Consider the following 23,408-nt stretch of genomic DNA (forward strand, 5'->3'; position numbering starts at 1 on the left):
CCGGCGTGAGGAGAAGAACTCCAACTTTCTGGGCAGTGGCCTCCGCTTCGTGGGCAGTGTTCGCGGGACCGGCGACCTCGTCTGTCACGGAGAAGTCGAGGGCGATATCGAGCTGGACGGGATCGTCCAGATTGGTCCACAGGCTAAAGTGCATGGTGGGGTCAAGGCTGGGGAAGCGGACATCGCCGGATGCGTCGAAGGAGATGTCGTGATCCAAGGTCGCGTGACGCTCCGTGCCTCGTGTAACTTGAAGGGAGATGTGACGACGGGACAACTGGTGGTCGAGCCCGGCGCCGTCCTCCATGGACAACTGCACATAACGGCTGAACAGAGCGAACCGGCTCTCGAGCCTCAGAAACACCCATCATCGACTCTACTCCCTGAGTAGTCCGAGATCGCCAGGTCCTTCAGGAGGGTGCCCAGACATGGACCCCTTCCGCTCACCATATACGCCCTAGCCCGGCCGCCATCCACCTTACTTTACTGCACTTTTTATTGACCCGGTGCGAAATATCAGATACATTTCGCCAGTATTCAGCGGGGCAAAAATGACGCAACTGGCCAAACTCAAGAGGGAGGTCACCGAGGATCTGCGGAAGTCCCTGCGAGAGGCAACGGAGGCAGGCGAGGTGGGGCCGGTCGAGGGACTCGAGGTGATCTGGGAATATCCGGTCGAGTCCACCTTTGGAGATCTGGCAACGCCGGTTGCCTTTTCCCTGGCCCGCTCGCTCCGCCGCAAGCCCCGGGATATAGCGGAAATTCTCCGGCGCGGCCTCGATCCCGATCCCCACATCGTAGAACGAACCGAGGTCGCAGGTGCGGGCTACCTCAACTTTTTCCTCACGAAAGGTTTTTGGCAGCGCGTCGGTCCCGAAGTCCTCGAGGCGGGCTCGCAGTATGGTCAGAGCCAGGTCGGCGCAGGCAAAAAAGTGCAGGTCGAGTTTGTGAGTGCCAATCCCACCGGGCCCCTCCACGTTGGCCACGGCCGCGGGGCAGCGGTAGGAGACAGCCTGGCCAATCTGTTGACCGCCGCCGGCTTCGCTGTGGAACGGGAGTTTTACATCAATGATGCCGGGACGCAGGTTGAGATGCTGGCCCGCTCGGTCCTCGCGCGCTACCGGCAAAGCTATGGCTTGGACGTGTGCTTTCCCGAAGAGGGATACCACGGCGAGTATGTGAGGGACCTGGCGGCGAAGGTCCGGGAAGAGTATGGAGAAAAGTTTCTGGATCTCCCGGATCAGGAATCACTTCCGGTTATTGGCGAGTGTGCGACCCGCCTCATGCTCGAGGAGCTGCAAGGAGATCTGGACCGGTTCGGGGTCTCTTTCGACTCGTGGTTCAGTGAGAAAGGGTTGCCCAGCAGGTGGGATCCGAAGGACCGGGCTGGGCTACTGCAAGCGATCCGGGATCTCTATGGCCAGCACGTCTATGAGCGGGATGGGGCGATCTGGCTGGCCACAACCGCCTTCGGGGATGACAAGGACCGGGTTCTCATCCGGGCGAATGGCGAGCCCACGTACTTCCTTTCCGATTGCTTTTACCATCGGGATAAGTTCGAGCGGGGGTTTGATCGCTTGGTTGATGTCTGGGGGGCTGACCACCACGGCTACATCCCAAGGGTCAAGGCCGCGTTACAATCGTTGGGGTATCCGGCCGAGGACTTTCATGTGGTGTTGGTCCAGATGGTTTCGGTCCTTCGGGGCGGGGTACCGGTTCCAATGTCAAAGCGCAGTGGGGAGTTCGTAACATTGGCCGAGGTCATTCAAGAGGTCGGGAAGGATGCGGCCCGTTTCCTCTTCCTTACGCGCCGCTCGGACAGCCCGCTCGACTTTGATCTGGAGGTCGCCAAGGCCCAAACACTCGAGAACCCGGTGTACTATGTCCAGTATGCCTACGCCCGTCTGTCCAGCGTCCTTCGGGAAGCGGAAAAGGCCGGCCTCCCAGGTCCCTACCATGATGCGCCCGTTGACGTGCTGGATCTGCCCGAGGAGTTGACGCTTTTGAAGCAGCTCGCACTCTATCCCGAAGTGGTGGAGGAGGCGGCTGTTGCGTACGAGCCGCATCGGATTCCCGCCTACCTGCAAAATTTGGCAGGGGAGTTGCATAGTTATTACAATAAGGTTAGGATCATTAATCCGGATCAATCCCTAAGCCGGGCGCGCCTCGCGCTCGTTTCGGCAATTCGGACGGTGCTCGCTAGCGGCTTGGGGCTCCTGGGAGTGGCGGCACCCGATCGCATGTGACGCTCGCAGACCGATGACCGACGACCGTTGACCGAGGGATTTCGAAATTCGCCATTCGAATTTACCCCGTGAACCATGAACCGTGAACTGTGAACCGAGTGGGGGGGGGACATGAATGAATTTGGTCGAATGAAACGATTGCCCCCCTATATCTTCAGCATCGTGAACGAGCTGAAGGCCAAGGCACGGGCGCAAGGCGAAGATATTATCGATTTCGGCATGGGAAACCCGGATCAGCCGACGCCCCAGCATATCGTGGACAAGCTCTGTGAGGCGGCTCGGAATCCTAAAAACCATCGCTATTCGGTCTCGCGCGGGATCACCAAGCTGCGAGGGGCCATCGCCGATTGGTACCGCCGCCGGTACGGAGTGGAAATCGATCCCGAGACCGAGGCCATTGTCACCATCGGGGCGAAGGAGGGGATTTCCCACCTCGCCTTGGCGATCGTAGAACGGGGGGATGTGGCGCTTGTCCCGAGTCCCACGTATCCGATTCACGCCTACTCGATCATCATTGCCGCCGGCGACGTCCGGAACGTCCCGCTGGGACCCGGGATTGACTTCTTCGAAAAGCTGCAGGAGGCTTACAAGAGCTGCTGGCCCCCACCCAAGCTCCTGATCCTCAGCTTTCCCCACAACCCGACAACCCAGGTCGTGGACCTGCAGTTCTTTCACCGGGTGGTGGAGTTCGCGAAAGCCCATCGCCTGATAATTATCCACGACCTCGCCTATGCCGACCTCACCTTCGACGGGTACCAGGCGCCGAGCTTTCTGCAGGTTCCAGGGGCACGGGATGTCGGAGTGGAATTCTTCAGCCTCTCCAAGAGTTACAACATGCCTGGGTGGCGTGTTGGATTCGCCGTCGGGAACCGCCAAATCATCGCGGCCTTGGCCCAGATCAAGAGCTATCTCGATTACGGCCACTTCCAGCCGATCCAGATTGCCTCCATCATTGCGCTGAACGGCCCGCAGGATTGTGTTCGGGAGATTGTCGCAACGTACAAGGCCCGCCGCGATGTCCTCGTGGACGGGCTGAACCGGCTCGGCTGGCCGTGCGACAAACCCCTAGGGACAATGTTTGTCTGGGCCAAGATCCCCGAGGCCTATCGGCCCATGGGGTCCTTGGAGTTCTCGAAGTTTCTCCTGGATAAGGCCAAGGTGGCGGTCTCTCCCGGGATCGGATTCGGCGATCTGGGGGACGAGTATGTTCGCTTTGCCCTCGTGGAGAACCAACACCGGACTCGCCAGGCCCTTCAGGGGATCAAGCGGGCCCTCTAAAAGGGGGAAAACGTCATTGTCTCTTGTCAGACAAGAGGGCGTTGGGTATAGTGAGGTCATGAGCGAGCAGCCAGACAAGTTCCGAGACGAGTGCGGAGTCTTCGGTATCTATGGGCACCCAGAGGCAGCTAATCTGACCTATCTGGGTCTGTACGCCTTGCAGCATCGGGGTCAAGAGTCGGCGGGGATCGCCTGTGCCGACGGCAAGGCAATCCACGTCGAGAAGGCGATGGGCCTCGTGGCCGATGTCTTTAGTGAGGCGCGCCTCCGGAGGCTCCCGGGTCATAGCGCCATTGGCCATGTGCGATATTCCACCACCGGCTCGAGTCAACTCAAGAATGCGCAGCCGTTTCTCGCAGGCACGCGTCGAGGCCCGCTGTCCTTGGCGCACAATGGCAACCTGGTCAACGCCGCACGGGTCCGGGCGGAACTCGAGGCGCAAGGGTCCGTCTTTAGTTCCACATCCGACACCGAGGTGATCCTCCATCTCGTCGCCCGATCCCAGGCGGGGAGCTTGGTCGATGCGGCCGCCGAGGCGTTAGCCCAGCTTCAGGGGGCGTACTCTTTGGTCCTGATGAACGAGACGCAGCTTCTCGGAATTCGTGACCCTCGAGGCTTTCGCCCCCTCTCTCTGGGTCAGCTCAAAAACGAGTACGTGCTGGCGTCGGAATCCTGTGCCTTTGATCTGATTGGGGCGACCTTCGTTCGCGATGTGGAACCCGGTGAGTTTGTCCTGATCGACGAGACGGGGCTGCACTCCTTCTTCCCTCTCCCAGCGGCGATCCCGGCGATGTGTATGTTCGAGTATGTGTATTTTTCCCGTCCCGACAGCTTGATTTACGGCCAGCACGTCTCCCGAGTTCGGAAAGAGCTGGGATGCCGGTTGGCCCAGGAGGCGCCCACCGATGCCGATATCGTGATCGCGGTCCCGGACTCCGGCATCTATGCCGCCTTGGGGTACGCCCAAGAAGCACGTCTTCCTTACGAGCAGGGCATGGTGCGAAACCATTACGTAGGCCGGACCTTCATCGAGCCCAAGGGTTCCATCCGGCACTTTGGGGTCAAGGTGAAGCTGAACGCTGTTCGTGAGGTCCTGGAGGGAAAACGGGTCGTGGTGGTGGATGATTCCATTGTGCGGGGGACGACCAGCCGAAAGATCGTGGATATGCTTCGGTCGGCCGGGGCCCGAGAGATTCACATGCGGATTAGCTCCCCACCCACGGAGTGGCCGTGCTACTACGGGATCGATACGCCGACCCGCCGCGAACTCATTGCCTCTTCGCACAGCGTCGAGGAGATCCGGCGGTACATCGCGGCCGATTCGTTGGCCTATCTCGAGCTGAAGGGTCTCATGGCGGCCGTGGGCAAGGATGACGGGTACTGTATGGCGTGTTGGACTGGCCAATATCCGGTGGAATTTCCGGGCCAAAGAAGCCGGCAAATGAACCTCTTTCTGCAACACGAGTAAAGGAGAGACGATGGCGGTATCAACGGATACACACGAGCGGGCGAAGCGGCTGGCGCGACTGATCGTGGCCGATATTGTGCTGTACAATCAGGCCAAGATCGACGAGGGGATTAAAGAGGATACGGTCTTTGATATCTTGGCCGACGATATCGATATCGCCCGTCGGTACTATGAAAAGCACGTGGACTCTGCCGTATCCCAGGAAGCGAATTACTTTGAACTGGCCTTGGTCGATATCTTGGTCAAGGGCAGGCAGGGAATACCGTCCAAGATCTGGTAAGCAGTACCTCCCGCATCACCCTCCGCAACACTTTTCCGAAGAGGACGAGGCTAGTGTCTCCCCGGATCGGATGAGGCGCAGGCCCCCGACCGGGGACGTTCAGCGGTGTGTCTGGATCACGGAAGGGAGGACTCCGATGGGCATGGTGGCGGTGGTGGCAGGGCTGATCGGCTTGGGGTATGCTCGCTATCTTTCATCGTACGTCATGAAACAGCCGGAAGGGACACCCCTGATGGTGGAGATCTCTGCCGCCATTCGCCAGGGAGCCCGGGCGTTCCTCGCCCGCGAATTTCGCTGGCTCATCTTCATCGCCGTAGGGATGTTTTTCATCCTCGGATTCGTCGTCTCGTGGGGCGGTGCCTCGGCCTATGTGTTCGGGACGTTCAGCTCGGCCCTGGCTGCCTACCTCGGGATGTCCATCGCCACCCGGGCCAATGCTCGCACGGCCCACGCCGCCGTGAGCAGCTATGCCATGGCACTGAAGACCGCGTACTCGAGCGGGGGGGTCATGGGGTTCTACGTGGTCGGGTTGGGGCTCTCCGGACTGGGGTTGGTCTATCTGCTCTCGGGCAACGAAAAGGTCTGGCTCTCGTATGCCTTTGGCGCGTCCTCGGTGGCCCTGTTCCTCCGGGTGGGCGGGGGAATCTTTACCAAGAGCGCTGATGTCGCCGCAGACCTGGTGGGGAAGGTGGAGATTGGAATCCCGGAAGACGATCCCCGCAATCCCGCTGTCATCGCTGATAACGTGGGCGACAACGTGGGGGACATCGCCGGAATGGGATCGGACCTGTACGAATCGTACGTGTCAGCGGTTGCAGCCTCGATGGTCCTGGGCACCGCGTTCGGCATTCAAGGGGTACTCCTGCCGATGTATCTCGCGGCCGTCGGCATCGTCTCCTCCATCGTGGGGACCTTGTTTGTCCGTCCCCCCGAGGTGGCCGGGTCCTTCGAAGCCCAGGCTTCCCAGGCCCGACGCAGCATGAACGCCGGGCTCTACGTTTCCAATATCCTCGCCATCCTCGGGTCATTGATATTGGTGTGGTTATACCTGGGGAGCTTAAACGTCTTTTGGGCGCTGGTCCTGGGGCTGGTTGCTGGCACTGGTATTGGAATCGGGACCGAATACTTTACCGCTGAAAAAGCGCCCGTCATCGGCATAGCCCGGGCCGCCCAGACAGGGGCGGCCACCACGCTGATCGAGGGGCTCGCCGTCGGGATGATGAGCGTCATTCCCCCCGTGGTGCTCGTGGCGGTTGCAACGGTAGGCTCGTACCAGTTGGCCGGCCTGTACGGGATCGCCATTGCCTCAATGGGGATGCTGGTCACGCTGGGGAGCGTGCTGGCCATTGACTGCTACGGGCCCATCGTGGACAACGCGGCGGGCATCGCTGAGATGGCCGGCCTGGGGAGGGAAGTCCGCGAGCGCTGTGAAGCACTGGATTCGGTGGGGAACACCACGGCCGCCGTCGGCAAGGGCTTTGCCATCGGATCGGCAGCGCTGGCGTCCCTTGCCTGGCTCGCGACCTATTTCAAGGTTACCCACGTCGAGTCGGTGAGTCTTACCGACGTGAACGTGATGGCCGGCCTGTTCATCGGGGCTCTCCTCCCATTCGTCTTTAGCGCCCTCGCAATGCGGGGCGTCGGAACCGGCGCTTTCGACATGGTTGCTGAGGTCCGGCGCCAGTTCAAGGAGATTCCGGGCCTCATGGAGGGGACGGCCAAGCCTGACTACGTCTCCTGCGTGGACATCGCCACCAAGAGGGCGCTCCGCTCCATGCTGCTGCCGGGGATGCTCGTCATCGTGGTCCCCGTGGGCATGGGGCTGCTCCTCGGCGTCGAGTCGCTGGCCGGCCTGTTGATGGGGGCGCTGCTCAGCGGCTTTTGCTTGGCGGTCTTCATGGCCAACGCTGGCGGGGCCTGGGACAATGCGAAGAAGTACATTGAGGCAGGTCACCTGGGCGGGAAGGGGAGCGAGGCGCACAAGGCAGCAGTCATCGCCGATACCGTGGGGGACCCCTTTAAAGACACTGCCGGCCCTTCGCTCAACATCCTAATCAAGCTCGTGGGGAAAGTGGCAGTGATCTTTGCCCCCCTCTTCATCATCTAGCGCCGACCCAACTACTGACCGTTGACAAGAAAGTGACTGGTGACCAGTGGCTAGTGGCTGGTGGTTTTCACCAATCACCGATTACCAACCACCAATAGCCTGTGAACCGTGAACTCCCGACTGTCAGCCGTCAGCAAATAATCTGAGGCCATCAATAGGACACAGCAGCCGACTGCTGATTGCGGAGAGATAATAGCTGTTCTGAGAGACTGATGAGCGAATTGTTTCGGAAACGACCATGGTTCCTCGGACTGCTCATTTTTGTAGGGGCCACCGTGCCGCTGTGGGGTGCGGTGCGCGTCGAGACGTCGTCGGTCACCTACAAGAGTGGCGCGGAACAGGTGCAGGGATACCTCGCGAGGCCGGCTGCTAGAGGACCCTTCCCGGCTCTGGTGGTGATTCACGAGTGGTGGGGGCTGAACACGCAGATCAAGGGCATGGCCGAAAAGCTGGCCCGCGAGGGCTATGTGACCCTCGCAGTGGATCTGTACAGGGACAGGGTGACTGCGGACCCTATGGAAGCCCACGAGTTCATGCGAGGAGTTCCCGAGGACCGAGCGATTCGGGACCTGAAAGCCGCGGTAGCTTACCTGCGGGGCCGTCCCGATGTGCGCGGGGACAGGATCGGGTCGATCGGTTGGTGCATGGGAGGCGGCTATTCCTTGACCTTAGCCATTCACCAACCGGATCTCGCCGCCTGCGTCATTTACTACGGCCGCCTGGCCACTGATAAGAATCTTCTGGATCAGATAGGAGCGCCCGTGCTCGGGCTCTTTGGCGAGGATGATCGAGGCATTCCCCCGTCGGCCGTCCGGGCCTTTGACCGAACCATGAAGACACTCGACAAAGAGACCCAGATGCATATCTATCCCGGTGCGGGACACGCCTTTGCCAATCCTGGACGTCCCTCGTATCGGAAGGCGGCGGCTGCCGATTCGTGGAACCAGACGGTAGCCTTCTTCGCAAAATTCCTGAAGCCATAAGGGCTTTCGGTTGGACCTCCTTCCCGAAGGTAGCGGATGTGATCCGACGGCCATACGACAACGGCTGGGTCGTGATCAGCCAGATGGATCATGCTCAGCTGTCCGGAGCGCTGATGGCCCGGTGGGGAAATGAGACCTTCGCCTCCCCGACCCCGGAGGCAGAGGTGATTTTCGCCATCTCGGAGCATGACAACGGCTGGGACGAATGGGAGCGGGCCGCCGAGATTCACCCCGAAACCGGCTATCCGCTGCAGTTCAACGAACTTCGTTTCGAGCCTTTCAGTGCTATTTGGCGTCGTGGGACCGAGCGTCATCGAAAGACTCACCCGTACGCTTCTCTCATTCTTGCCCTCCACGCCGCGAGCCTGGCACGTCGCCGGCTGGAGAAGGCCTCGAGACCGCACGAAGGCCAGGAAGGTGACCGCTTTCTCGGAGAGGAGTGGCCCGACACGGAGGCGGCCAGGCTTCGCGCGTTCATTTTCGAGATGGAACAGCTTCGGATAGCGCTGTTTGATGCAGTCATGGCCGAGTCACAGCGGAAGCGCGAGGAGCTCCAGGTCGAATGCAAAGCCAACTTCCGCCTCCTTCAGGTGGGTGATTTCGTTTCGCTCGAGTTGTGCTGTGGGCTTTGCGAGCCTTTCACTATCGATCAGGTGCCGGCTCTGGGTGGGGGCCGTTCCCTTTCCGTGCAGTTCGAGCCGGTCAGTAAGGATACCGTTGCGGTGAGTCCCTATCCCTTTTCGCAGCCTGACGTGACGGTGGCCGTCCCAGGCCGGATCCTCCGTCAAAAGGTCTTTACCTCTCGGGAGGAGCTTCGCATCCATCTGGAAAGGGCCGATCCCATACACCTGTCGTTTTGCTTCAGGCCGGCATAGGGGCGCCCTCCAGGAGGGGGTATAGGTGGGGTCGGGGGCCGGGCGAGCTCTGCCTTGCGCGGGGGAGCTGGCTGCGGCATACTATAGAAGGGATGAGGGAAGAGAATATGCTTTCAGGGATTGGTGCAAGAACTCGGTTTGAGCCGAGCTACCTGGCCCTGTACCGGTCCGGCGAACTCGAGCACCGGGCGGAGCAGGCCGTCAAGATGCTGGAGTGCTGCACCGCCTGTCCCCGCAACTGCGAGATCAATCGCCTTCAGGACGAAAAGATGGCGTGCAAGACGGGTCGGTACGCCACTGTGTCGAGCTATTTCGCCCATGTTGGCGAAGAGGACTGCCTTCGCGGCTGGAACGGCAGCGGGACCATTTTCTTCTCGATGTGTAACCTCCGTTGCGTCTTTTGCCAGAATTACGATATCAGTCAGCAGGAGCAGGGGAAAGAGACCCGTCCGGAACGCCTCGCGGAGATGATGCTCGAGCTTCAGGAGAAGGGCTGCCACAACATCAATTTTGTGACGCCAGAGCATGTGGTTCCTCAAGTCTTGGAGGCGCTCCCCTTCGCAGTCGGGATGGGCCTGCGACTGCCTCTGGTCTATAACACCAGTGCATACGATTCGCTGGAGAGCCTCCGGCACCTGGATGGGGTCGTCGACATCTATATGCCCGACTTCAAGTTCTGGGACCCCGACGTGTCCAAGCGACTCATGAAGGCCAAAGACTATCCGGAGGCTGCCAGGGCGGCCATCACAGAGATGTACCGGCAGGTGGGGGACCTCACCTTCGACGAGGACGGGCTAGCCCGGCGGGGGTTGTTAGTGCGGCATTTGGTGATGCCAGGGGACTTGGCCGGAACCCGAAATGTGATGCGATTCCTGGCTCGGGATGTTTCGCCCCGCACCTATGTCAATATCATGGCTCAATATCGTCCCGCAGGACAGGTGGGTCCAGAAAAGTACTCGGAAATCAACCGCCGTACTACGGCAGAGGAATGTCAGCAAGCGATCCACGTGGCCTGTGAGGAGGGGCTTACCCGATTTGATACACGCCACAGCATCACGCCTCGCCTCCGCATCCAACAAGTGCGGTTCAATTGAGGGAGGTGAGCGATGGTCGGGGACACGTATCGTCTCGAACGGGACTCGATGGGGGAAGTGAAAGTTCCCGCCAAAGCCTATTACGGGGCGCAGACGCAACGAGCTGTGGAGAACTTTCCTGTGAGCGGGATCCGGTTCCCCCGGGACTTTATCCAAGCGCTGGGGATGATCAAGCTCTGTGCAGCGAGGGTGAACCTCGACCTCGGGCTCTTGGATCGGAAGATCGCCGAAGCCATCATCCAAGCCGCGCAGGAGGTGGTGGAGGGAAAGTTGGATGGGGAGTTCGTCCTTGACATCTTCCAGACCGGCTCTGGTACCTCGACGAACATGAATGCTAACGAGGTGATTTCTAACCGGGCCATCGAACTGCTGGGGGGCCAGATCGGCAGCAAGAGTCCTGTCCATCCCAACGATCATGTGAATCTGGGCCAGTCGTCGAACGATGTGATTCCGACTGCCATCCACCTGGCCGCGTTACAAGTGGTGGAGCGAGAACTCCTTCCCGCCCTACGTAAGCTCCACGAGGCCCTCCTTATGAAGGCTGCGGAATTTGACCGGGTGGTCAAGATTGGCCGGACCCACTTGCAGGATGCAACCCCTGTTCGGCTGGGGCAAGAGTTCGGCGGCTATGCCAGACAGATAGAGCTTGCCGTTGCGCGGGTCGAACAGATCCGCCCCTCATTGGCGGAACTGGCCCTGGGCGGCACCGCCGTGGGCACGGGTATCAACACGCATCCGGATTTTCCCGGTGGCGTCATTCGGTACCTGGCCGAGATGACGCGGCTCCCGCTCGCCGAGGCCAAGAATCATTTCGCGGCCCAGGGGAGCCTGGATGCAGTCGTCGAGGCGAGTGGGGCGCTCAAGACCGTGGCGGTAAGCCTGACGAAGATTGCCAATGACGTCCGCTGGCTTGGATCGGGTCCGCGGTGTGGCATCGGCGAGATCTCCCTCCCCGCTATCCAGCCCGGCTCCTCGATCATGCCTGGCAAGGTCAATCCGGTGATTTCGGAAGCCGTTATCCAGGTGGCGGCGCAGGTGATCGGCAACGATGCCGCCATAACCGTCGGAGGCTACGGCGGCTACTTTGAACTCAACACGATGATGCCGGTCATGGCCCATAATCTCTTGCAGTCCATTGCCCTGCTCGGGAGTGTCTCCCGGATCTTTGTAGACAAGTGTCTCGCGGGTATCCGCGTCGATGAGGCTCGGTGTGCCGAGCTGATCGAGCAGTCGCTCGCGATGTGCACCGCTCTCGCCCCCGTCATCGGGTACGATGCGGCGGCGAAGATTGCCAAGGAAAGCTATGAAACGGGCAAGACGATACGGCAGGTGGCGTTAGAGCACCAGATCCTTCCCGAGGAGGAGCTGAAGCGGATCCTGGATCCTTGGGGCATGACGGAGCGAGGGATTGTAGGCCATGGCGAGAAGTGACGTTCCCCGGGAGCAGGGACGAGACCGAACGACGGTGCTCAGCTTCCTCATCGGGTACGGAGGATTCGTGGTGGGCACGATCCTCATCCCGATCTCTCCCACTCTGGGGGGCATCATCTTCTGGATCGGAGTCTTCGGCATCTTCTGGGCCGGGTGGATTTCAGGGAAAAAGTAGCGGCCAGGATCGGCAGAGGAAGGGGGGTTCTGTCTTTATCTGTGAACCGTGACCTCTGAACTGTGAACTAATAGACGGGAGCACACCAGTGCTGATATTTCGGGTGCTCTGCCTTGACGACGCGGAAATACAGCTCTTGGATCTTTGCGGTGAGGGGCCCAATCTTGCCGTTGCCTATGGCGCGGCGATCCACCTCAATGATCGGAGAAACCTGGGCCCCGGTTCCACAGAGAAAGGCCTCGTCAGCGAGGTAGAGCTCTGACCGTCCCACGGCACGTTCAATCACCTCGAGACCAAGTTCTTCGCGACCCAGTTCGATGAGGACCTCTCGAGTGATTCCCTCCAGGATATCGGCCGACCTATCCGGGGTCATCAGCTTTCCGTCTCGGATCAGGAAGATGTTCATGGCCGAACCTTCAGAGATAAAACCGTCCTGAGTCAAAAAGATCGCCTCATCGAAACCTTGCTCCAGTGCCTCTGTTTTCGCCAACGCAGAATTCACGTAGCCCCCAGTCACCTTGCATCTGGCCGGAATCGTATTATCGCTGATCCGCCGCCAGGAGCTGAAGCCGACCTTGACCCCTGTGGATGTATCGATATAGTCCCCCAGGGGAAGCGTGTAGATGGCAAAGCCCGTCTCATACCCGATGAGCTTGGGTCCCAGGCCTTCAGAGCTGATGTAGGCGAGTGGTCGGATGTAGGTATCCTCTCGATGTTCGTTTTTCCGGACCAGTTCCAAGGTGATGTCACAAAGCTCCTTGACATCTTTTCCCACTTTGAGTCGAAGGACGCGACAGTTGTTGAGCAGGCGCTCGTAGTGTTCCGCCATTTTGAAGACGAAGAGCTGCTTGTGCTGAGCGTTCCAATAGGCGCGAATACCCTCGAAGATACCGGTGCCGTAATGGAGCGCATTGGTGCGGATGCTGACCTTGGCCTCGTCGATTGGGACAAACGCATTGTTGATAAATGCGATGGGCGGCATTGGCACACCCCCTGATTTTTCCGAATGGCCGTGAGGTATCTCGGGAGAAGTAAGGTAACGAGGACGCAGGGATAAAGTCAAGCCAAAAAGCGCTTGACAAGACAGGGGGAGGAGGATAGCGTCTCTTCATTGAATTTAGACAGTTGGAACGCACCTTGCAAGTCGTTTCCGAGCGATCCTCAGGTTTGTGCGGTACAAAAAAGGAGTAGTGCATGGGTGCCCGGATCCTGGTCGCGGACGATAGCGCTACCATTCAGAAGGTGGTCGAGTTCACCCTGAGCCGGGAGGATGTGGAGCTGGTCCAGGCTCGAAGTGGTGATGAGGCCATGCAGAAGGCTCGGGAGGTGAAGCCGGACCTGATGCTGATTGACCACTCTATGCCCGGCCAATCGGGTCAGGAACTCTGCGGAGCCATCCGACAGGACCCTCAGCTGAAAGATGTCCCAATTATCCTGATGGCAGGGGTCTCGGGGAATGTGGACGAAGCAGCGGCGCGCCAGGCTGGGGCCACCGACGTTGTCATTAAGCCTTTTGAATCCCAGGTGCTCATTGGGAAAGTGAAGCAGCTGCTGCTTGGGGCGCCCGCGGCCGTCGCTGGGGAAGCGGCAGCTCCCCGTCTGCAGGAAGAAGTGGCCGTGGAAACAGGAGAGACGCCCATCGTTATGCAGTCCCAAGAAGAGATGTTGGTAGAAGAGATCAAGATACCCGCGGGGGTGACGGGAGAGGAGGCCCCGCTGGAGATAGTGGCCGAGGGACCATCGGAAGGGTCGATCCTCACCTACGACCTCTCCTCGACGGAGGGAGCAGAGCTTTCCATGGAACACGTGCTGCACGAAGATGCGCAGCCGTCGGCGGCTCCCGAGCGAGAACTGGCGATTGAGGATATGGCAGCTGCCGTCGGGTTTGGGACGTCGGCAACCCAGACCGTGGGAGAAAAGCCTGCGGATGTAGTGCCAAGCCCTCGACCAGTTCAGGAAGTACCAACAGCACCGGTAGGGCCCGTGACGCTCCCGCCCGACATGGTCGAGACCCTCGCGCGCCAGGTGTCGGAGCAGGTTGCCACCCACATTGTCCAGGAAATTCGGGCAGACCTCCTCCAACAGATTGAGCGACTTCTCTGGGAAGTCGTCCCCGATCTCGCCGAACAGCTGCTCACCCAGGAGATCCAACGGATCCGGGATCTCGTCGAAGGAAAGAAGTAAAAGTTCCTACCTTTTCGGGGTGGTGAGGGTATAATATCCTTACACCCCGAATTTTTTCTCTGCAGGCACTACAGGCACGAATGGTCGAGAAGAACCGCCAAGGGTACGATTCTCGGGATGTAGAGCCCCGCTGGTACGCTCTGTGGGAGCGTGAGGGCTTCTTCCATGCGAATCTGGACTCCCTACAATCTTCCTACACCATCGTGATTCCGCCACCGAACATCACCGGCTCCCTCCACATGGGACACGCTTTGAACAATACCCTCCAGGACGTCTTGATCCGATGGCAACGGATGCTGGGGCATAACACTCTCTGGATGCCGGGGACCGATCATGCAGGGATCGCCACACAGAACGTGGTGGAACGGCAACTCTTGGGGGAGGGGCGGACCCGGCAGCAGATCGGGCGAAACGCCTTTGTGGAGCGAGTCTGGAAGTGGCGGGAGCAGTCGGGAAGAACCATCATCGATCAGCTTAAAAGGTTGGGGGCATCGTGTGACTGGGCCCGAGAATCCTTTACCATGGACGGTCCTCGTGAGCGGGCGGTCCTGGAGGTGTTCGTCCGTCTGTGGGAGGATGGGTTGCTGTACCGAGCAGAGCGGCTGGTCAACTGGTGCCCTCGGTGCGAAACGGCCCTGGCCGACATCGAGGTCGTGCATGAAGAAGTGGATGGCCGCCTGTGGTACATCCGTTATCCATTCGTGGCCGATCGAACGGCTGGAGTCGTGGTGGCCACGACGCGACCAGAGACGATGCTGGCTGATACGGCGGTTGCGGTAAACCCGGAGGACCCTCGGTACGCACAAGCCATCGGCCAGGAGGTGATCATCCCTCTGGTAGGCCGGAGGATCCCGGTCATTGCGGACTCGTATGTGTCTCAAGAGTTCGGCACCGGAGCGCTGAAGATTACGCCGGGCCATGACTTCAACGACTTCGAAATCGGCAAGCAACATGACTTGAAACCGATCGCGACGTTTCAACCAAGCGGGAGGCTCAATGATGAATTTCTGACTGGTGCCGATGACAAGGCCCGGAGCCGTCTCGCCCATTATGTCCTTCGAGACCGGTTCGACGTGCGTACAATGGTGCTAAAGGATCTCAAGCGGGAAGGTCTCCTGATCAAAGAGGAGCCATACCGGCATGCGTTAGGGCGATGCTACCGATGTCAGACGATTGTCGAGCCGTACCTCACCCCGCAATGGTTTGTCCGTATGAAGCCGTTGGCGGAACCGGCCATCAGGGCGGTGGAGGAAGGCCGTGTGCGCTTCGTCCCTGCCCAGTGGGAAAAGAACTACTTCGAATGGATGCACAACATTAGAGATTGGTGTATCTCTCGCCAGATTTGGTGGGGGCACCAGATCCCGGCCTGGTACTGCCTGACTTGCGATGCGGAACACATCATAAAGACAGGGCGCGCCGTTGCTGCGACGCGGGAAGGAGGTCCCGCTCCGGAGATCACGGATGTGACCTATACCATCCTGCCGGGAGCCCAACCGATCGTGGCACGGGAGAAGCCCAAGGTATGTCCACGCTGCAAAGGTGCGGACCTGTTGCAAGACCCCGACGTTCTCGATACATGGTTTAGCTCCGCCCTTTGGCCCTTCTCTACGTTAGGCTGGCCGGAACACACCAAGGAGCTCGAGGTCTTTTACCCCACGACAGTTTTGGTTACCGCCTTTGACATCCTCTTCTTTTGGGTGGCCCGAATGATCATGATGGGGTTGAAGTGCATGGGGGATGTCCCCTTCCGGCAGGTTTACATCCACGCCCTGGTCCGGGATCCCGAAGGACAAAAGATGTCCAAATCTAAGGGGAATGTCATCGATCCCCTCGTGGTAATCGAGGAGTACGGGGCTGACGCCTTGCGTTTTACCCTGAGCGCCTTGGTCGCCGCGGGTCGCGATATCAGGTTATCCGAAGAACGAATTGAAGGATATCGCAACTTCTGCAACAAGATCTGGAATGCCTATCGGTTTGTGAGCATGCATCTCAGCGAGGGTGATGCGGATGCTCTGCGGGGAGGAAAGTTGCCTTCCCCTGCGGATCTTGCGGATCGATGGGTCCTGAGCCGCCTTCAGGACGTGATCGCGTCGGTAACCGAGGCACTGGAGAATTATCGGTTTAGCGATGCTGCCTCCCACATCTATCAATTCCTCTGGCACGAGTACTGTGATTGGTACCTTGAGCTCGTCAAGGTCAGGCTTACGAGCTCGGAGGATTCGAGAGCAGCCGAGACCGGTCGTCTCCTTCTCGCCCATGTGCTCGAGGTGACGCTCAGGCTCCTCCATCCCATCATGCCTTTCATCACCGAAGACATCTGGCAGCGCCTGCCCCGCTCGAACGGTCATGCGCCAAGCATCATGGTGAGCAAGTGGCCCATTTCCGATTCATCCCTTGTGGATCCTGAGGCCGTGCGGAAGATGGAGCGAGTCATGGGGCTGATCCGGGGCATCCGGAACATCCGGTCCGAGGCCCGGATTCCACCCAATACCTGGCTCACCGTCCTGGTGAAGGTCGAAGGCGAGGAAGAGGAGTCGCTCCTCGAAAGCACCGAAGCCTACATTCGGCACTTGGCGCGGGTGCAGGAGCTGCGCAAAGAACGGACCCTTGAGAGGCCGCGTGTGTCAGCGGTGGCCGTGACCGCCGGAATGGAGATCTACGTTCCTCTTGAAGGAGTCATCGACATTGCCTCAGAAACTGGGCGCGTCGACCGGGAACTCCAAAAGATCGACCGGGAGCTTGAGCGGGTGAACCGGAAGCTCAGCAACGCGGAATTTCTCGCCCGGGCCCCGGCGGAGGTCGTGGCCAAAGAGCGGGAGAACCAACGTACTCTCCAAGAGACCCAGGAAAAACTCCGGAGGCACCTCACGATGCTGCGGGATGAGCGTTGAGAGTGGATACGGGGATTGCCTCTCCGCAGAGGCCCTGTCTGACCAACTCGGGACCCGGGTCGTGGGACGCCGCATTCTCGTCTATCCGGAAGTCGCGTCCACGAGTACCATGGCTGTAGAGCTGGCAGAGCAGGGAGAACCGGAGGGAACAGTGGTGGTGGCAGAGACCCAGACGGCAGGCCGAGGTCGTATGGGACGACACTGGGACTCGGTACCCCATTTGGGTCTGTGGACTTCTATCCTCCTTCGCCCACGCGTGGGACCGGGTGAGGCCTCGCTGTTAAGTCAGGTTGCCGCGGTGAGCCTGGCCGAGGCCATTGCCGAGGCGGAACCTGCTGTCGCCCCGCAGATCAAATGGCCTAATGACCTCCTCCTCGGGGAGAGAAAGGTTGCTGGAATCCTCGTGGAGGTCAAGGCGGAAGGGGAGCAGGTCAATTACGCGGTCGTTGGAATTGGCATCAACTGCAACCACACCCTTGCGGACTTTCCAGCCGCCCTTCAGACGTCGGCAACCTCGCTTGCATTGGCTGCAGGTAAGCCTGTGTCCCGACTGCAGGTGGCTCGGTCACTCTACCGGCATCTGGACGCCTGGTATCTCCGCTTTGCCAAGGGGTGGCGCGAGCCGATTCTGACCCGGCTCAGTGCACTGTCCGGGACACTCGGACGATGGGTGCGGGTCGAGACCGGCGGGGAACAGTATGAGGCCTTTGCCGAGGCGATCAACCAGGATGGGTCCCTTCGAATCCGCTTGCCAGGTGGAGAGATTCGCGATCTCATGTCAGGTGAGGTCAGCATCCGATGACCGAGGATGACCGCCAACCAAGAGCTCGGAGGGACCTTCCTCGGCGGCGCCAAATTCTCCGAGGACGTGATGCGCCGGGGCAGCGGTACGCATGCTTAGGCGTTTTCATTCGCCAATGTGGGCCACCCCCGCCTGCGCTGCGCTTTCCGAATGCCTTCGGAACCAACGCAAGCCAGATGTCGCCTGCCTCGGAAGGAACCCCCTCCTCTCTCTTGTCTCTTGGGCACATCGGACGTCGCACCTCGGACCTTAAGCCGTGAACGGTGAACGCTGAACTATATACCCTTAACTCTAATCTCTAGACTCTCAACTCTCTACTATCAACTATGCTCTTAGCGATCGACATTGGAAACACGAACATCGTGCTCGGGCTCTTCCGGGAACGGGAGCTCGTACACCATTGGCGGGTCGGCACGCGGCGGGATGAGACGAGTGATGAGTATGGGATTCTCCTGAAAAACCTCTTCGAGGTGGTGGGAGTTCCTCGGTCAGCGGTTTCCGAGCTGATTATTGCCTCGGTCGTTCCGCCGCTTCAGCCCGTCTTTGAAGAGTTGGCCAGCAGCTATTTCCAGGTGACTCCCTTAGTGGTCGGGCCTGGGATCCGGACCGGGGTGCCAATCCTCTACGATAACCCTCGCGAGGTGGGGGCAGACCGTATCGTCAACGCCGTTGCGGCCTACGAGACCTATGGTGGTCCCGCCATCGTGGTTGATTTTGGGACCGCCACCACCTTTGATGCAATTTCGTCAAAGGGGGAGTACCTTGGCGGAGTCATCGCGCCGGGGGTCGGGATATCGGCCGAGGCGCTTTTTGAGCGGGCGGCCAAGTTGCCACGGGTCGAGATCGTGCGCCCCAAAATAGTGATTGGAAAGAACACGGTTGGGAGTATCCAAGCCGGTCTGTTTTATGGATATCTTGGTCTCGTGGACGGAATTGTGCGCCGCATGGTCAAAGAGATGGAGCGGCAACCCGAGGTTATCGGCACGGGTGGCTTGGCCCATCTGATCCTGCCCGAATCAGAGACCGTCAGCCGGATCGACCCCCTCCTGTCCCTGAAGGGTCTACAGATCCTCTTCGACCGGAACCGCTGAGACGAAGATCCAGAATTGTCTCGCCCGCTCTTCGGAGCTTCCGCCAACCAGCGACTTGACCCCTCACCCTCCTCACCACCTCGCATTCAGGCGGTGGTTCGGCGTCAAGGTTTCCGCTTGCGCTGGCCGGCCCGCAAGACCTTTTTGCGCAACCGGAAGGCGTGGGGTGTGGCCTCCACCAACTCGTCCTCGCGGATGAACTCGAGGGTCTGCTCGAGGCTGAGCCGCCGAGGCGGGGCGAGGTGCGCCATCTCGTCGGCGGTGGACGAGCGCATGTTCGTGAGCTTTTTTTCCTTGGTGATGTTCACGTCCAGGTCGTTGGGCCGGGAGTGTTCCCCGACGATCATACCCTCGTAGACTTCCTCGCCGGGGGAAATGAAGAGGGTACCCCGGGGCTGGAGGTGCTCGATGGCGTATGCGGTGGCACGCCCCGGTCGGTCTGCCACCAGGGTGCCGGTGAAGCGGTGGGCGATGTTCCCCTGCCAGGGCTCGTAGCCATCGAACAGGTGGTGCATGATGCCGCTGCCCTTGGTCTCGGTCAAGAACTCGGTGCGGAAGCCGAGCAGGCCCCGGGAGGGGACTCGGAACTCGAGGCGCACCCGGCCGCTGCCGTGGTTGACCATCTGGATCATGTGTCCCTTGCGGGGACCCATCTTCTGGGTCAGGGCACCGATGAATTCCTCGGGAGAATCAATGAGCAATTGCTCCATGGGCTCGTGGAGGACGCCGTCGATGGAACGCGTGAGGACCTGCGGCTTGCCGACCGCCATCTCGTGGCCCTCCCGCCGCATCATCTCAATAAGGATGGCCATCTGGAGCTCGCCCCGACCTGAGACGGAGAAGACGTCGGGTGACTCGGTCTCCTCGACCCGGATCGAGACATTGTACAGCACCTCCTTGTCCAGCCGTTCCCGGAGCTTCCTCGAGGTGGCATACTGTCCCTCGCGGCCCGCCATGGGTGAGTTGTTGACATAGAAGAGCATGGCGATCGTCGGCTCATCAACATGGATCGGAGGCAGGGGCCTGGGGTCTTCCACCGCAGACAGGGTCTCACCGATGTTCACCCTTTCGATCCCGGTCACGGCCACGATGTCACCGGGTCCGGCCTCCGCAATCTCGATCCGGCGCAGGCCCTCGTACCCGTAAAGCCCGGTGACTTTGGAGGACACCACCTGGCCGTCGAGGCGGCAGAGGGCTACGGCCTGCCCCTTGGAGAGGCGGCCGTTGAAGATCCGGCCCACGGCCAGGCGGCCCACGTAATCATCGTAGCCCAGGGTGGTAATCAGGAACTGAAGGGGGCTGTCGGGCTCGTAGGTGGGGGCCGGTATGGTACGCAGGATCTCCTCGAAGAGAGGGGTGAGGGGCGTGTCCTTGCCGTCGGGACTGGTGCGGCATATGCCCTTGCGGGCATTGCAGTAGTAGACAGGGAACTCCAGCTGCTCCTCCGTGGCATCGAGATCGATGAAGAGATCGTAGATCTCGTCCAGGACCTCTGACGGTCGGGCGTCGCCGCGGTCGATCTTGTTGATCAGCACGATGGGGACCAGCCTGGCCTCCAGGGCTTTGCGGAGCACGAAGCGAGTCTGGGGCAGGGGCCCCTCGCTGGCGTCCACTAGCAGCAGTACCCCATCAACCATGTTGAGGGTGCGCTCGACCTCGCCTCCGAAGTCGGCGTGACCCGGAGTGTCCACGATGTTGATGTGGGTCGTGTGGTAGACGATGGCGGTGTTCTTGGCCATGATGGTGATGCCCTTTTCCCGCTCCAGGTCGATGGAGTCCATGACCCGCTCCACGACTGACTCGTTGTCGCGGAAGATGCCGCTCTGCCAGAGCATGGCATCCACGAGCGTCGTCTTGCCGTGGTCCACATGGGCAATGATGGCCAGGTTGCGGACGTCCTCTCTCCTTTTGAGTTCTTTCCGGTCCGTCTGCACGTGTACCGCTGCTTGTCCTTTCACTGCTACCTCCAGTGTCGCTTCTCAGGAGAATTCCACCTGTCAGCTTCCGCCGGGTGTGTCCGGCTCGCAGGAAAGCTCCAGGAGGGAAGTAAAGAAAGGCCGAAGGGTACACTTCGGCCCTTCTAAACGTAACATGTTACCGTTGTAAGTTCAAGGGGCCGTGAGCGCCGGCACACTCCTTCCCCGGCGGAGGCGGTGCATGAGCGCCCGGCCTATGCATTGGGTTGACAAGGGAAAAAATGCTGTTAGAATAGCTCGGTTAAGTACAAGTTGCAGGAGTGATTCGCATGGGTGCTGGGCGGACATATAGCGCAAAACCAGGAGAGGTTCAGCGGTCCTGGCATCTCGTGGATGCACGGGGAAAGGTCCTGGGGCGACTGGCGACTGAAGTGGCAATGGTCCTGCGGGGGAAGCGGAAGCCTCAGTTCACTCCCCATGTGGACACAGGCGACTTCGTGATCGTCGTAAACGCCGAAAAGGTGCTTCTGACCGGAAAGAAGTTGAAGCAGAAAATGTATTACCGCGCCTCGGGATATCCCGGAGGGCTCAAGGCGACCGCCGCAGGTACCTTATTGAAGAGTCATCCCGAGCGGTTAATCCAATACGCGGTCCGGGGGATGCTTCCCAAGACCAAGCTGGGGGATGCGGTGTACCGGAAGCTGAAGGTGTACGCTGGGGGGAAACATCCCCACGAGGCCCAGAAACCCGTTCCATTAGAGATTCGGTGAGACCTATGACAGTTGCCGCGACCTATTACGGGACAGGCAGACGCAAGACCGCAGTGGCGAGGGTCCGACTCAAAGAGGGGGAGGGACAGATCGTCGTCAACCGCCAGCCGCTGGGAGAGTATTTTGGCCGGGCCACCCTTCGCATGGTTATTGCCCAGCCCCTGAAGCTCACGGGTCTTGAAGGAAAGTATGACGTGATTGCGAACGTTCGGGGTGGTGGGAGTACGGGACAGGCTGAGGCCATTCGGCATGGCATCTCTCGGGCCCTCCTGGTGGTCGATGGGGGGCTCCGCCCTACCCTTCGAAAAGCGGGTCTCCTCACCAGGGATTCTCGGATCAAGGAGCGAAAGAAGTACGGACAGCGGGGTGCCCGGGCGCGATTCCAGTTCTCCAAACGGTAGAAGGAGCTTGAGTGGAACAGGGGAAGGTCACTCGGGTGACCTTCCTTTTTTTGTCTCTGGGAGAGGGAAGGCTACGTGATGAAGCGAAAGGTGGCCGTCGTTGGGGCGAGCGGTTACGCTGGCGCGGAACTCCTCCGTCTCCTCGTCCCCCATCCCGGCGTGGAGTTGGTGGCGGTCACTTCGGAAACCTATACCGCGAAGCCGGTGGTGGCCGCCTTCCCCAGCCTTACGGGTTTTGTGGATCTTTCTTTCGAGCCGTTGGAGCCTGAACGGTTAGCTTCCGTGGCCGAGATCGTCTTCCTGGCCTTGCCACATACGGCATCCGCCGCTCCAGTCTCCTCCCTTCTTGATGCGGGGTGCCGGGTTATCGATCTCAGCGCGGACTTTCGTCTGAAGGACTCCAAGACCTACGAACACTGGTATCAGGCGACTCACGCTGCTCCGCACCTCCTCGGCGAAGCCGTCTATGGGCTCCCGGAGCTTTATCGGGAGGCCATCCGGCAGACCCGTCTCGCGGCCGTGCCGGGTTGTTATCCAACGGGCGCTCTCCTGGGCCTGCTCCCTCTGATGCGTGCGGGACGCATTGACCCGGATTCGATCATTGTGAATGCGGCCTCGGGAACCTCCGGAGCTGGGCGGAAACTCGACTTGCCGCTTCACTTCTCCGAGGCCAACGAAAACTTCAAGGCCTATGCGGTAGCCTCCCACCGCCATACCCCTGAAATAGAGCAAGAGCTTTCCCGGGTGGCGGGAAAAGAGATCGCAATCTCTTTTGTCCCGCATCTGTCCCCCATGACCCGAGGAATCTTGAGCACGATTTACGCCACGCTCATCTCCCTTGTGGAGGTGGAGACGTTGCATGATCTCTTCGTCCAAGCGTACAAGGGAGAACCCTTCCTTCGGGTCCTTCCCCCTGGGAGTTTCCCTGAGACGAAGCAGGTTTGGGGCTCTAATTATTGCGATGTCGGGCTCACCGTGGATTCGCGAACTGGCAGGGCCATCGTCATCACGGCGATCGACAACTTGGTCAAGGGGGCGGCAGGGCAGGCGATTCAGGTGATGAATCTCATGGCTGGCTTCGAGGAGACTCTCGGACTGGCGGCTCCTCCCCTCTTTCCTTAGACGTAATCCGATGACAGAGGAATTTCGAAATTCGACATTCGAAATTCGAATTTACCCTGTGAACTATGAACTATGAACCGTGAACATTTCAAAGAGCTCCAAGGGGGGATTACGGCTGTCCGTGGGGTGCGGGCCGCGGGTGTCCATTGCGGGATTAAAAAGGCAAAGCCTGACTTGGCCCTGATCCGGGCAGCGGATTCAAGCCTGGTGGCGGGTGTCTTCACGACCAACCGGGTCAAGGCCGCACCGGTCCTCTGGTGCCAGCGCCGCATGCAGGGGGGGCGCCTGTCTGCGATC

Annotated in this window: 21 protein-coding genes; 19 read left to right on the forward strand and 2 right to left on the reverse strand. The window is 60.0% G+C overall.

What is annotated here, in order from left to right; genetic code table 11:
* From O6929_11790 to O6929_11840, 11 genes are all read left to right on the forward strand, one after another.
* On the forward strand, nucleotides 1–388 hold a 388-nt coding region (locus O6929_11790; GenBank protein MCZ6481069.1), incomplete at its 5' end, for a polymer-forming cytoskeletal protein.
* A 160-nt stretch (nucleotides 389–548) separates the two neighbouring features.
* Nucleotides 549–2,243 carry an arginine--tRNA ligase gene (gene argS / locus O6929_11795; protein ID MCZ6481070.1) on the forward strand — a complete coding sequence of 565 codons (1,695 nt, stop codon included), beginning with the start codon at nucleotides 549–551 and terminating at the stop codon, nucleotides 2,241–2,243.
* 111 nt (nucleotides 2,244–2,354) lie between these two features.
* Nucleotides 2,355–3,521 carry an alanine transaminase gene (alaC, locus tag O6929_11800; protein ID MCZ6481071.1) on the forward strand — a complete coding sequence of 389 codons (1,167 nt, stop codon included), beginning with the start codon at nucleotides 2,355–2,357 and terminating at the stop codon, nucleotides 3,519–3,521.
* Nucleotides 3,522–3,579: 58 nt separating this feature from the next.
* The gene (purF, locus tag O6929_11805) at nucleotides 3,580–4,989 is read left to right on the forward strand and encodes an amidophosphoribosyltransferase (protein ID MCZ6481072.1); all 1,410 of its coding nucleotides are present in this window, start codon (nucleotides 3,580–3,582) and stop codon (nucleotides 4,987–4,989) included.
* 10 nt (nucleotides 4,990–4,999) lie between these two features.
* Nucleotides 5,000–5,269 carry a hypothetical protein gene (locus O6929_11810; GenBank protein ID MCZ6481073.1) on the forward strand — a complete coding sequence of 90 codons (270 nt, stop codon included), beginning with the start codon at nucleotides 5,000–5,002 and terminating at the stop codon, nucleotides 5,267–5,269.
* A 136-nt stretch (nucleotides 5,270–5,405) separates the two neighbouring features.
* On the forward strand, nucleotides 5,406–7,376 hold the full coding sequence (locus tag O6929_11815) for a sodium-translocating pyrophosphatase (protein MCZ6481074.1): 1,971 nt from the start codon (nucleotides 5,406–5,408) through the stop codon (nucleotides 7,374–7,376).
* Between the two features lie 212 nt (nucleotides 7,377–7,588).
* The gene (locus tag O6929_11820) at nucleotides 7,589–8,359 is read left to right on the forward strand and encodes a dienelactone hydrolase family protein (protein ID MCZ6481075.1); all 771 of its coding nucleotides are present in this window, start codon (nucleotides 7,589–7,591) and stop codon (nucleotides 8,357–8,359) included.
* Nucleotides 8,360–8,397: 38 nt separating this feature from the next.
* On the forward strand, nucleotides 8,398–9,234 hold the full coding sequence (locus O6929_11825; protein MCZ6481076.1) for a DUF3891 family protein: 837 nt from the start codon (nucleotides 8,398–8,400) through the stop codon (nucleotides 9,232–9,234).
* 107 nt (nucleotides 9,235–9,341) lie between these two features.
* Nucleotides 9,342–10,328, forward strand: a complete 987-nt coding sequence (locus O6929_11830) for a radical SAM protein (protein MCZ6481077.1) — start codon at nucleotides 9,342–9,344, stop codon at nucleotides 10,326–10,328.
* Between the two features lie 12 nt (nucleotides 10,329–10,340).
* Entirely contained in the window at nucleotides 10,341–11,759 is a 1,419-nt protein-coding gene (locus O6929_11835) for a class II fumarate hydratase (GenBank protein MCZ6481078.1), read from the forward strand.
* Nucleotides 11,746–11,934 (forward strand): hypothetical protein, encoded by a 189-nt coding sequence (locus O6929_11840; GenBank protein MCZ6481079.1) that lies wholly within the window; start codon nucleotides 11,746–11,748, stop codon nucleotides 11,932–11,934. Before O6929_11835 ends, O6929_11840 begins: the two co-directional genes overlap by 14 nt.
* Nucleotides 11,935–12,001: 67 nt before the next feature.
* Here the strand turns inward: O6929_11840 and O6929_11845 are convergent, their stop codons facing one another.
* A complete protein-coding gene (locus O6929_11845) occupies nucleotides 12,002–12,916 on the reverse strand; it encodes a branched-chain amino acid transaminase (GenBank protein MCZ6481080.1) in 915 nt (304 codons plus the stop codon).
* 212 nt (nucleotides 12,917–13,128) lie between these two features.
* Here O6929_11845 and O6929_11850 point away from each other — a divergent pair, with 212 nt between their 5' ends.
* From O6929_11850 to O6929_11865, 4 genes are all read left to right on the forward strand, one after another.
* Nucleotides 13,129–14,118, forward strand: coding sequence for a response regulator (locus tag O6929_11850; protein MCZ6481081.1), 990 nt, complete (start codon nucleotides 13,129–13,131; stop codon nucleotides 14,116–14,118).
* Nucleotides 14,119–14,198: 80 nt separating this feature from the next.
* Nucleotides 14,199–17,009 carry a valine--tRNA ligase gene (locus O6929_11855; protein MCZ6481082.1) on the forward strand — a complete coding sequence of 937 codons (2,811 nt, stop codon included), beginning with the start codon at nucleotides 14,199–14,201 and terminating at the stop codon, nucleotides 17,007–17,009.
* A complete protein-coding gene (locus tag O6929_11860) occupies nucleotides 16,999–17,811 on the forward strand; it encodes a biotin--[acetyl-CoA-carboxylase] ligase (GenBank protein ID MCZ6481083.1) in 813 nt (270 codons plus the stop codon). Before O6929_11855 ends, O6929_11860 begins: the two co-directional genes overlap by 11 nt.
* Before the next feature lie 326 nt (nucleotides 17,812–18,137).
* Complete coding sequence (locus tag O6929_11865) at nucleotides 18,138–18,902, forward strand: type III pantothenate kinase (GenBank protein ID MCZ6481084.1); 765 nt, start codon at nucleotides 18,138–18,140, stop codon at nucleotides 18,900–18,902.
* 104 nt (nucleotides 18,903–19,006) lie between these two features.
* On the opposite strand, the gene typA is transcribed toward O6929_11865, so the two are convergent.
* Nucleotides 19,007–20,836: a translational GTPase TypA gene (gene typA / locus O6929_11870; GenBank protein MCZ6481085.1), complete on the reverse strand. Its 1,830-nt coding sequence runs from the start codon at nucleotides 20,834–20,836 to the stop codon at nucleotides 19,007–19,009.
* A gap of 311 nt (nucleotides 20,837–21,147) precedes the next feature.
* On the opposite strand from typA, the gene rplM reads away from it, so the two are divergent.
* The 4 genes from rplM to O6929_11890 form a co-directional block, all read left to right on the forward strand.
* On the forward strand, nucleotides 21,148–21,588 hold the full coding sequence (gene rplM, locus O6929_11875; protein ID MCZ6481086.1) for a 50S ribosomal protein L13: 441 nt from the start codon (nucleotides 21,148–21,150) through the stop codon (nucleotides 21,586–21,588).
* A gap of 5 nt (nucleotides 21,589–21,593) precedes the next feature.
* The gene (gene rpsI / locus O6929_11880; protein MCZ6481087.1) at nucleotides 21,594–21,989 is read left to right on the forward strand and encodes a 30S ribosomal protein S9; all 396 of its coding nucleotides are present in this window, start codon (nucleotides 21,594–21,596) and stop codon (nucleotides 21,987–21,989) included.
* Nucleotides 21,990–22,067: 78 nt separating this feature from the next.
* Nucleotides 22,068–23,111, forward strand: a complete 1,044-nt coding sequence (argC, locus tag O6929_11885) for an N-acetyl-gamma-glutamyl-phosphate reductase (GenBank protein MCZ6481088.1) — start codon at nucleotides 22,068–22,070, stop codon at nucleotides 23,109–23,111.
* A 72-nt stretch (nucleotides 23,112–23,183) separates the two neighbouring features.
* A partial coding sequence (locus tag O6929_11890) for a bifunctional ornithine acetyltransferase/N-acetylglutamate synthase (protein MCZ6481089.1) occupies nucleotides 23,184–23,408 on the forward strand: 225 nt, incomplete at its 3' end.

This window comes from Candidatus Methylomirabilota bacterium (assembly GCA_027293415.1).
Lineage (GTDB): Bacteria > Methylomirabilota > Methylomirabilia > Methylomirabilales > CSP1-5 > CSP1-5.

Coding starts and splice junctions, on each gene's coding strand:
- rplM (MCZ6481086.1), top strand. CDS start 21,148: ATGGGTGCTGGGCGGACATATAGCGCAAAACCAGGAGAGGTTCAGCGG.
- argS (MCZ6481070.1), top strand. CDS start 549: ATGACGCAACTGGCCAAACTCAAGAGGGAGGTCACCGAGGATCTGCGG.
- O6929_11810 (MCZ6481073.1), top strand. CDS start 5,000: ATGGCGGTATCAACGGATACACACGAGCGGGCGAAGCGGCTGGCGCGA.
- argC (MCZ6481088.1), top strand. CDS start 22,068: ATGAAGCGAAAGGTGGCCGTCGTTGGGGCGAGCGGTTACGCTGGCGCG.
- O6929_11845 (MCZ6481080.1), bottom strand. CDS start 12,916: ATGCCGCCCATCGCATTTATCAACAATGCGTTTGTCCCAATCGACGAG.
- O6929_11850 (MCZ6481081.1), top strand. CDS start 13,129: ATGGGTGCCCGGATCCTGGTCGCGGACGATAGCGCTACCATTCAGAAG.
- alaC (MCZ6481071.1), top strand. CDS start 2,355: ATGAATGAATTTGGTCGAATGAAACGATTGCCCCCCTATATCTTCAGC.
- O6929_11865 (MCZ6481084.1), top strand. CDS start 18,138: ATGCTCTTAGCGATCGACATTGGAAACACGAACATCGTGCTCGGGCTC.
- O6929_11840 (MCZ6481079.1), top strand. CDS start 11,746: ATGGCGAGAAGTGACGTTCCCCGGGAGCAGGGACGAGACCGAACGACG.
- O6929_11855 (MCZ6481082.1), top strand. CDS start 14,199: ATGGTCGAGAAGAACCGCCAAGGGTACGATTCTCGGGATGTAGAGCCC.
- O6929_11860 (MCZ6481083.1), top strand. CDS start 16,999: ATGAGCGTTGAGAGTGGATACGGGGATTGCCTCTCCGCAGAGGCCCTG.
- rpsI (MCZ6481087.1), top strand. CDS start 21,594: ATGACAGTTGCCGCGACCTATTACGGGACAGGCAGACGCAAGACCGCA.
- O6929_11835 (MCZ6481078.1), top strand. CDS start 10,341: ATGGTCGGGGACACGTATCGTCTCGAACGGGACTCGATGGGGGAAGTG.
- purF (MCZ6481072.1), top strand. CDS start 3,580: ATGAGCGAGCAGCCAGACAAGTTCCGAGACGAGTGCGGAGTCTTCGGT.
- O6929_11815 (MCZ6481074.1), top strand. CDS start 5,406: ATGGGCATGGTGGCGGTGGTGGCAGGGCTGATCGGCTTGGGGTATGCT.
- O6929_11820 (MCZ6481075.1), top strand. CDS start 7,589: ATGAGCGAATTGTTTCGGAAACGACCATGGTTCCTCGGACTGCTCATT.
- O6929_11830 (MCZ6481077.1), top strand. CDS start 9,342: ATGCTTTCAGGGATTGGTGCAAGAACTCGGTTTGAGCCGAGCTACCTG.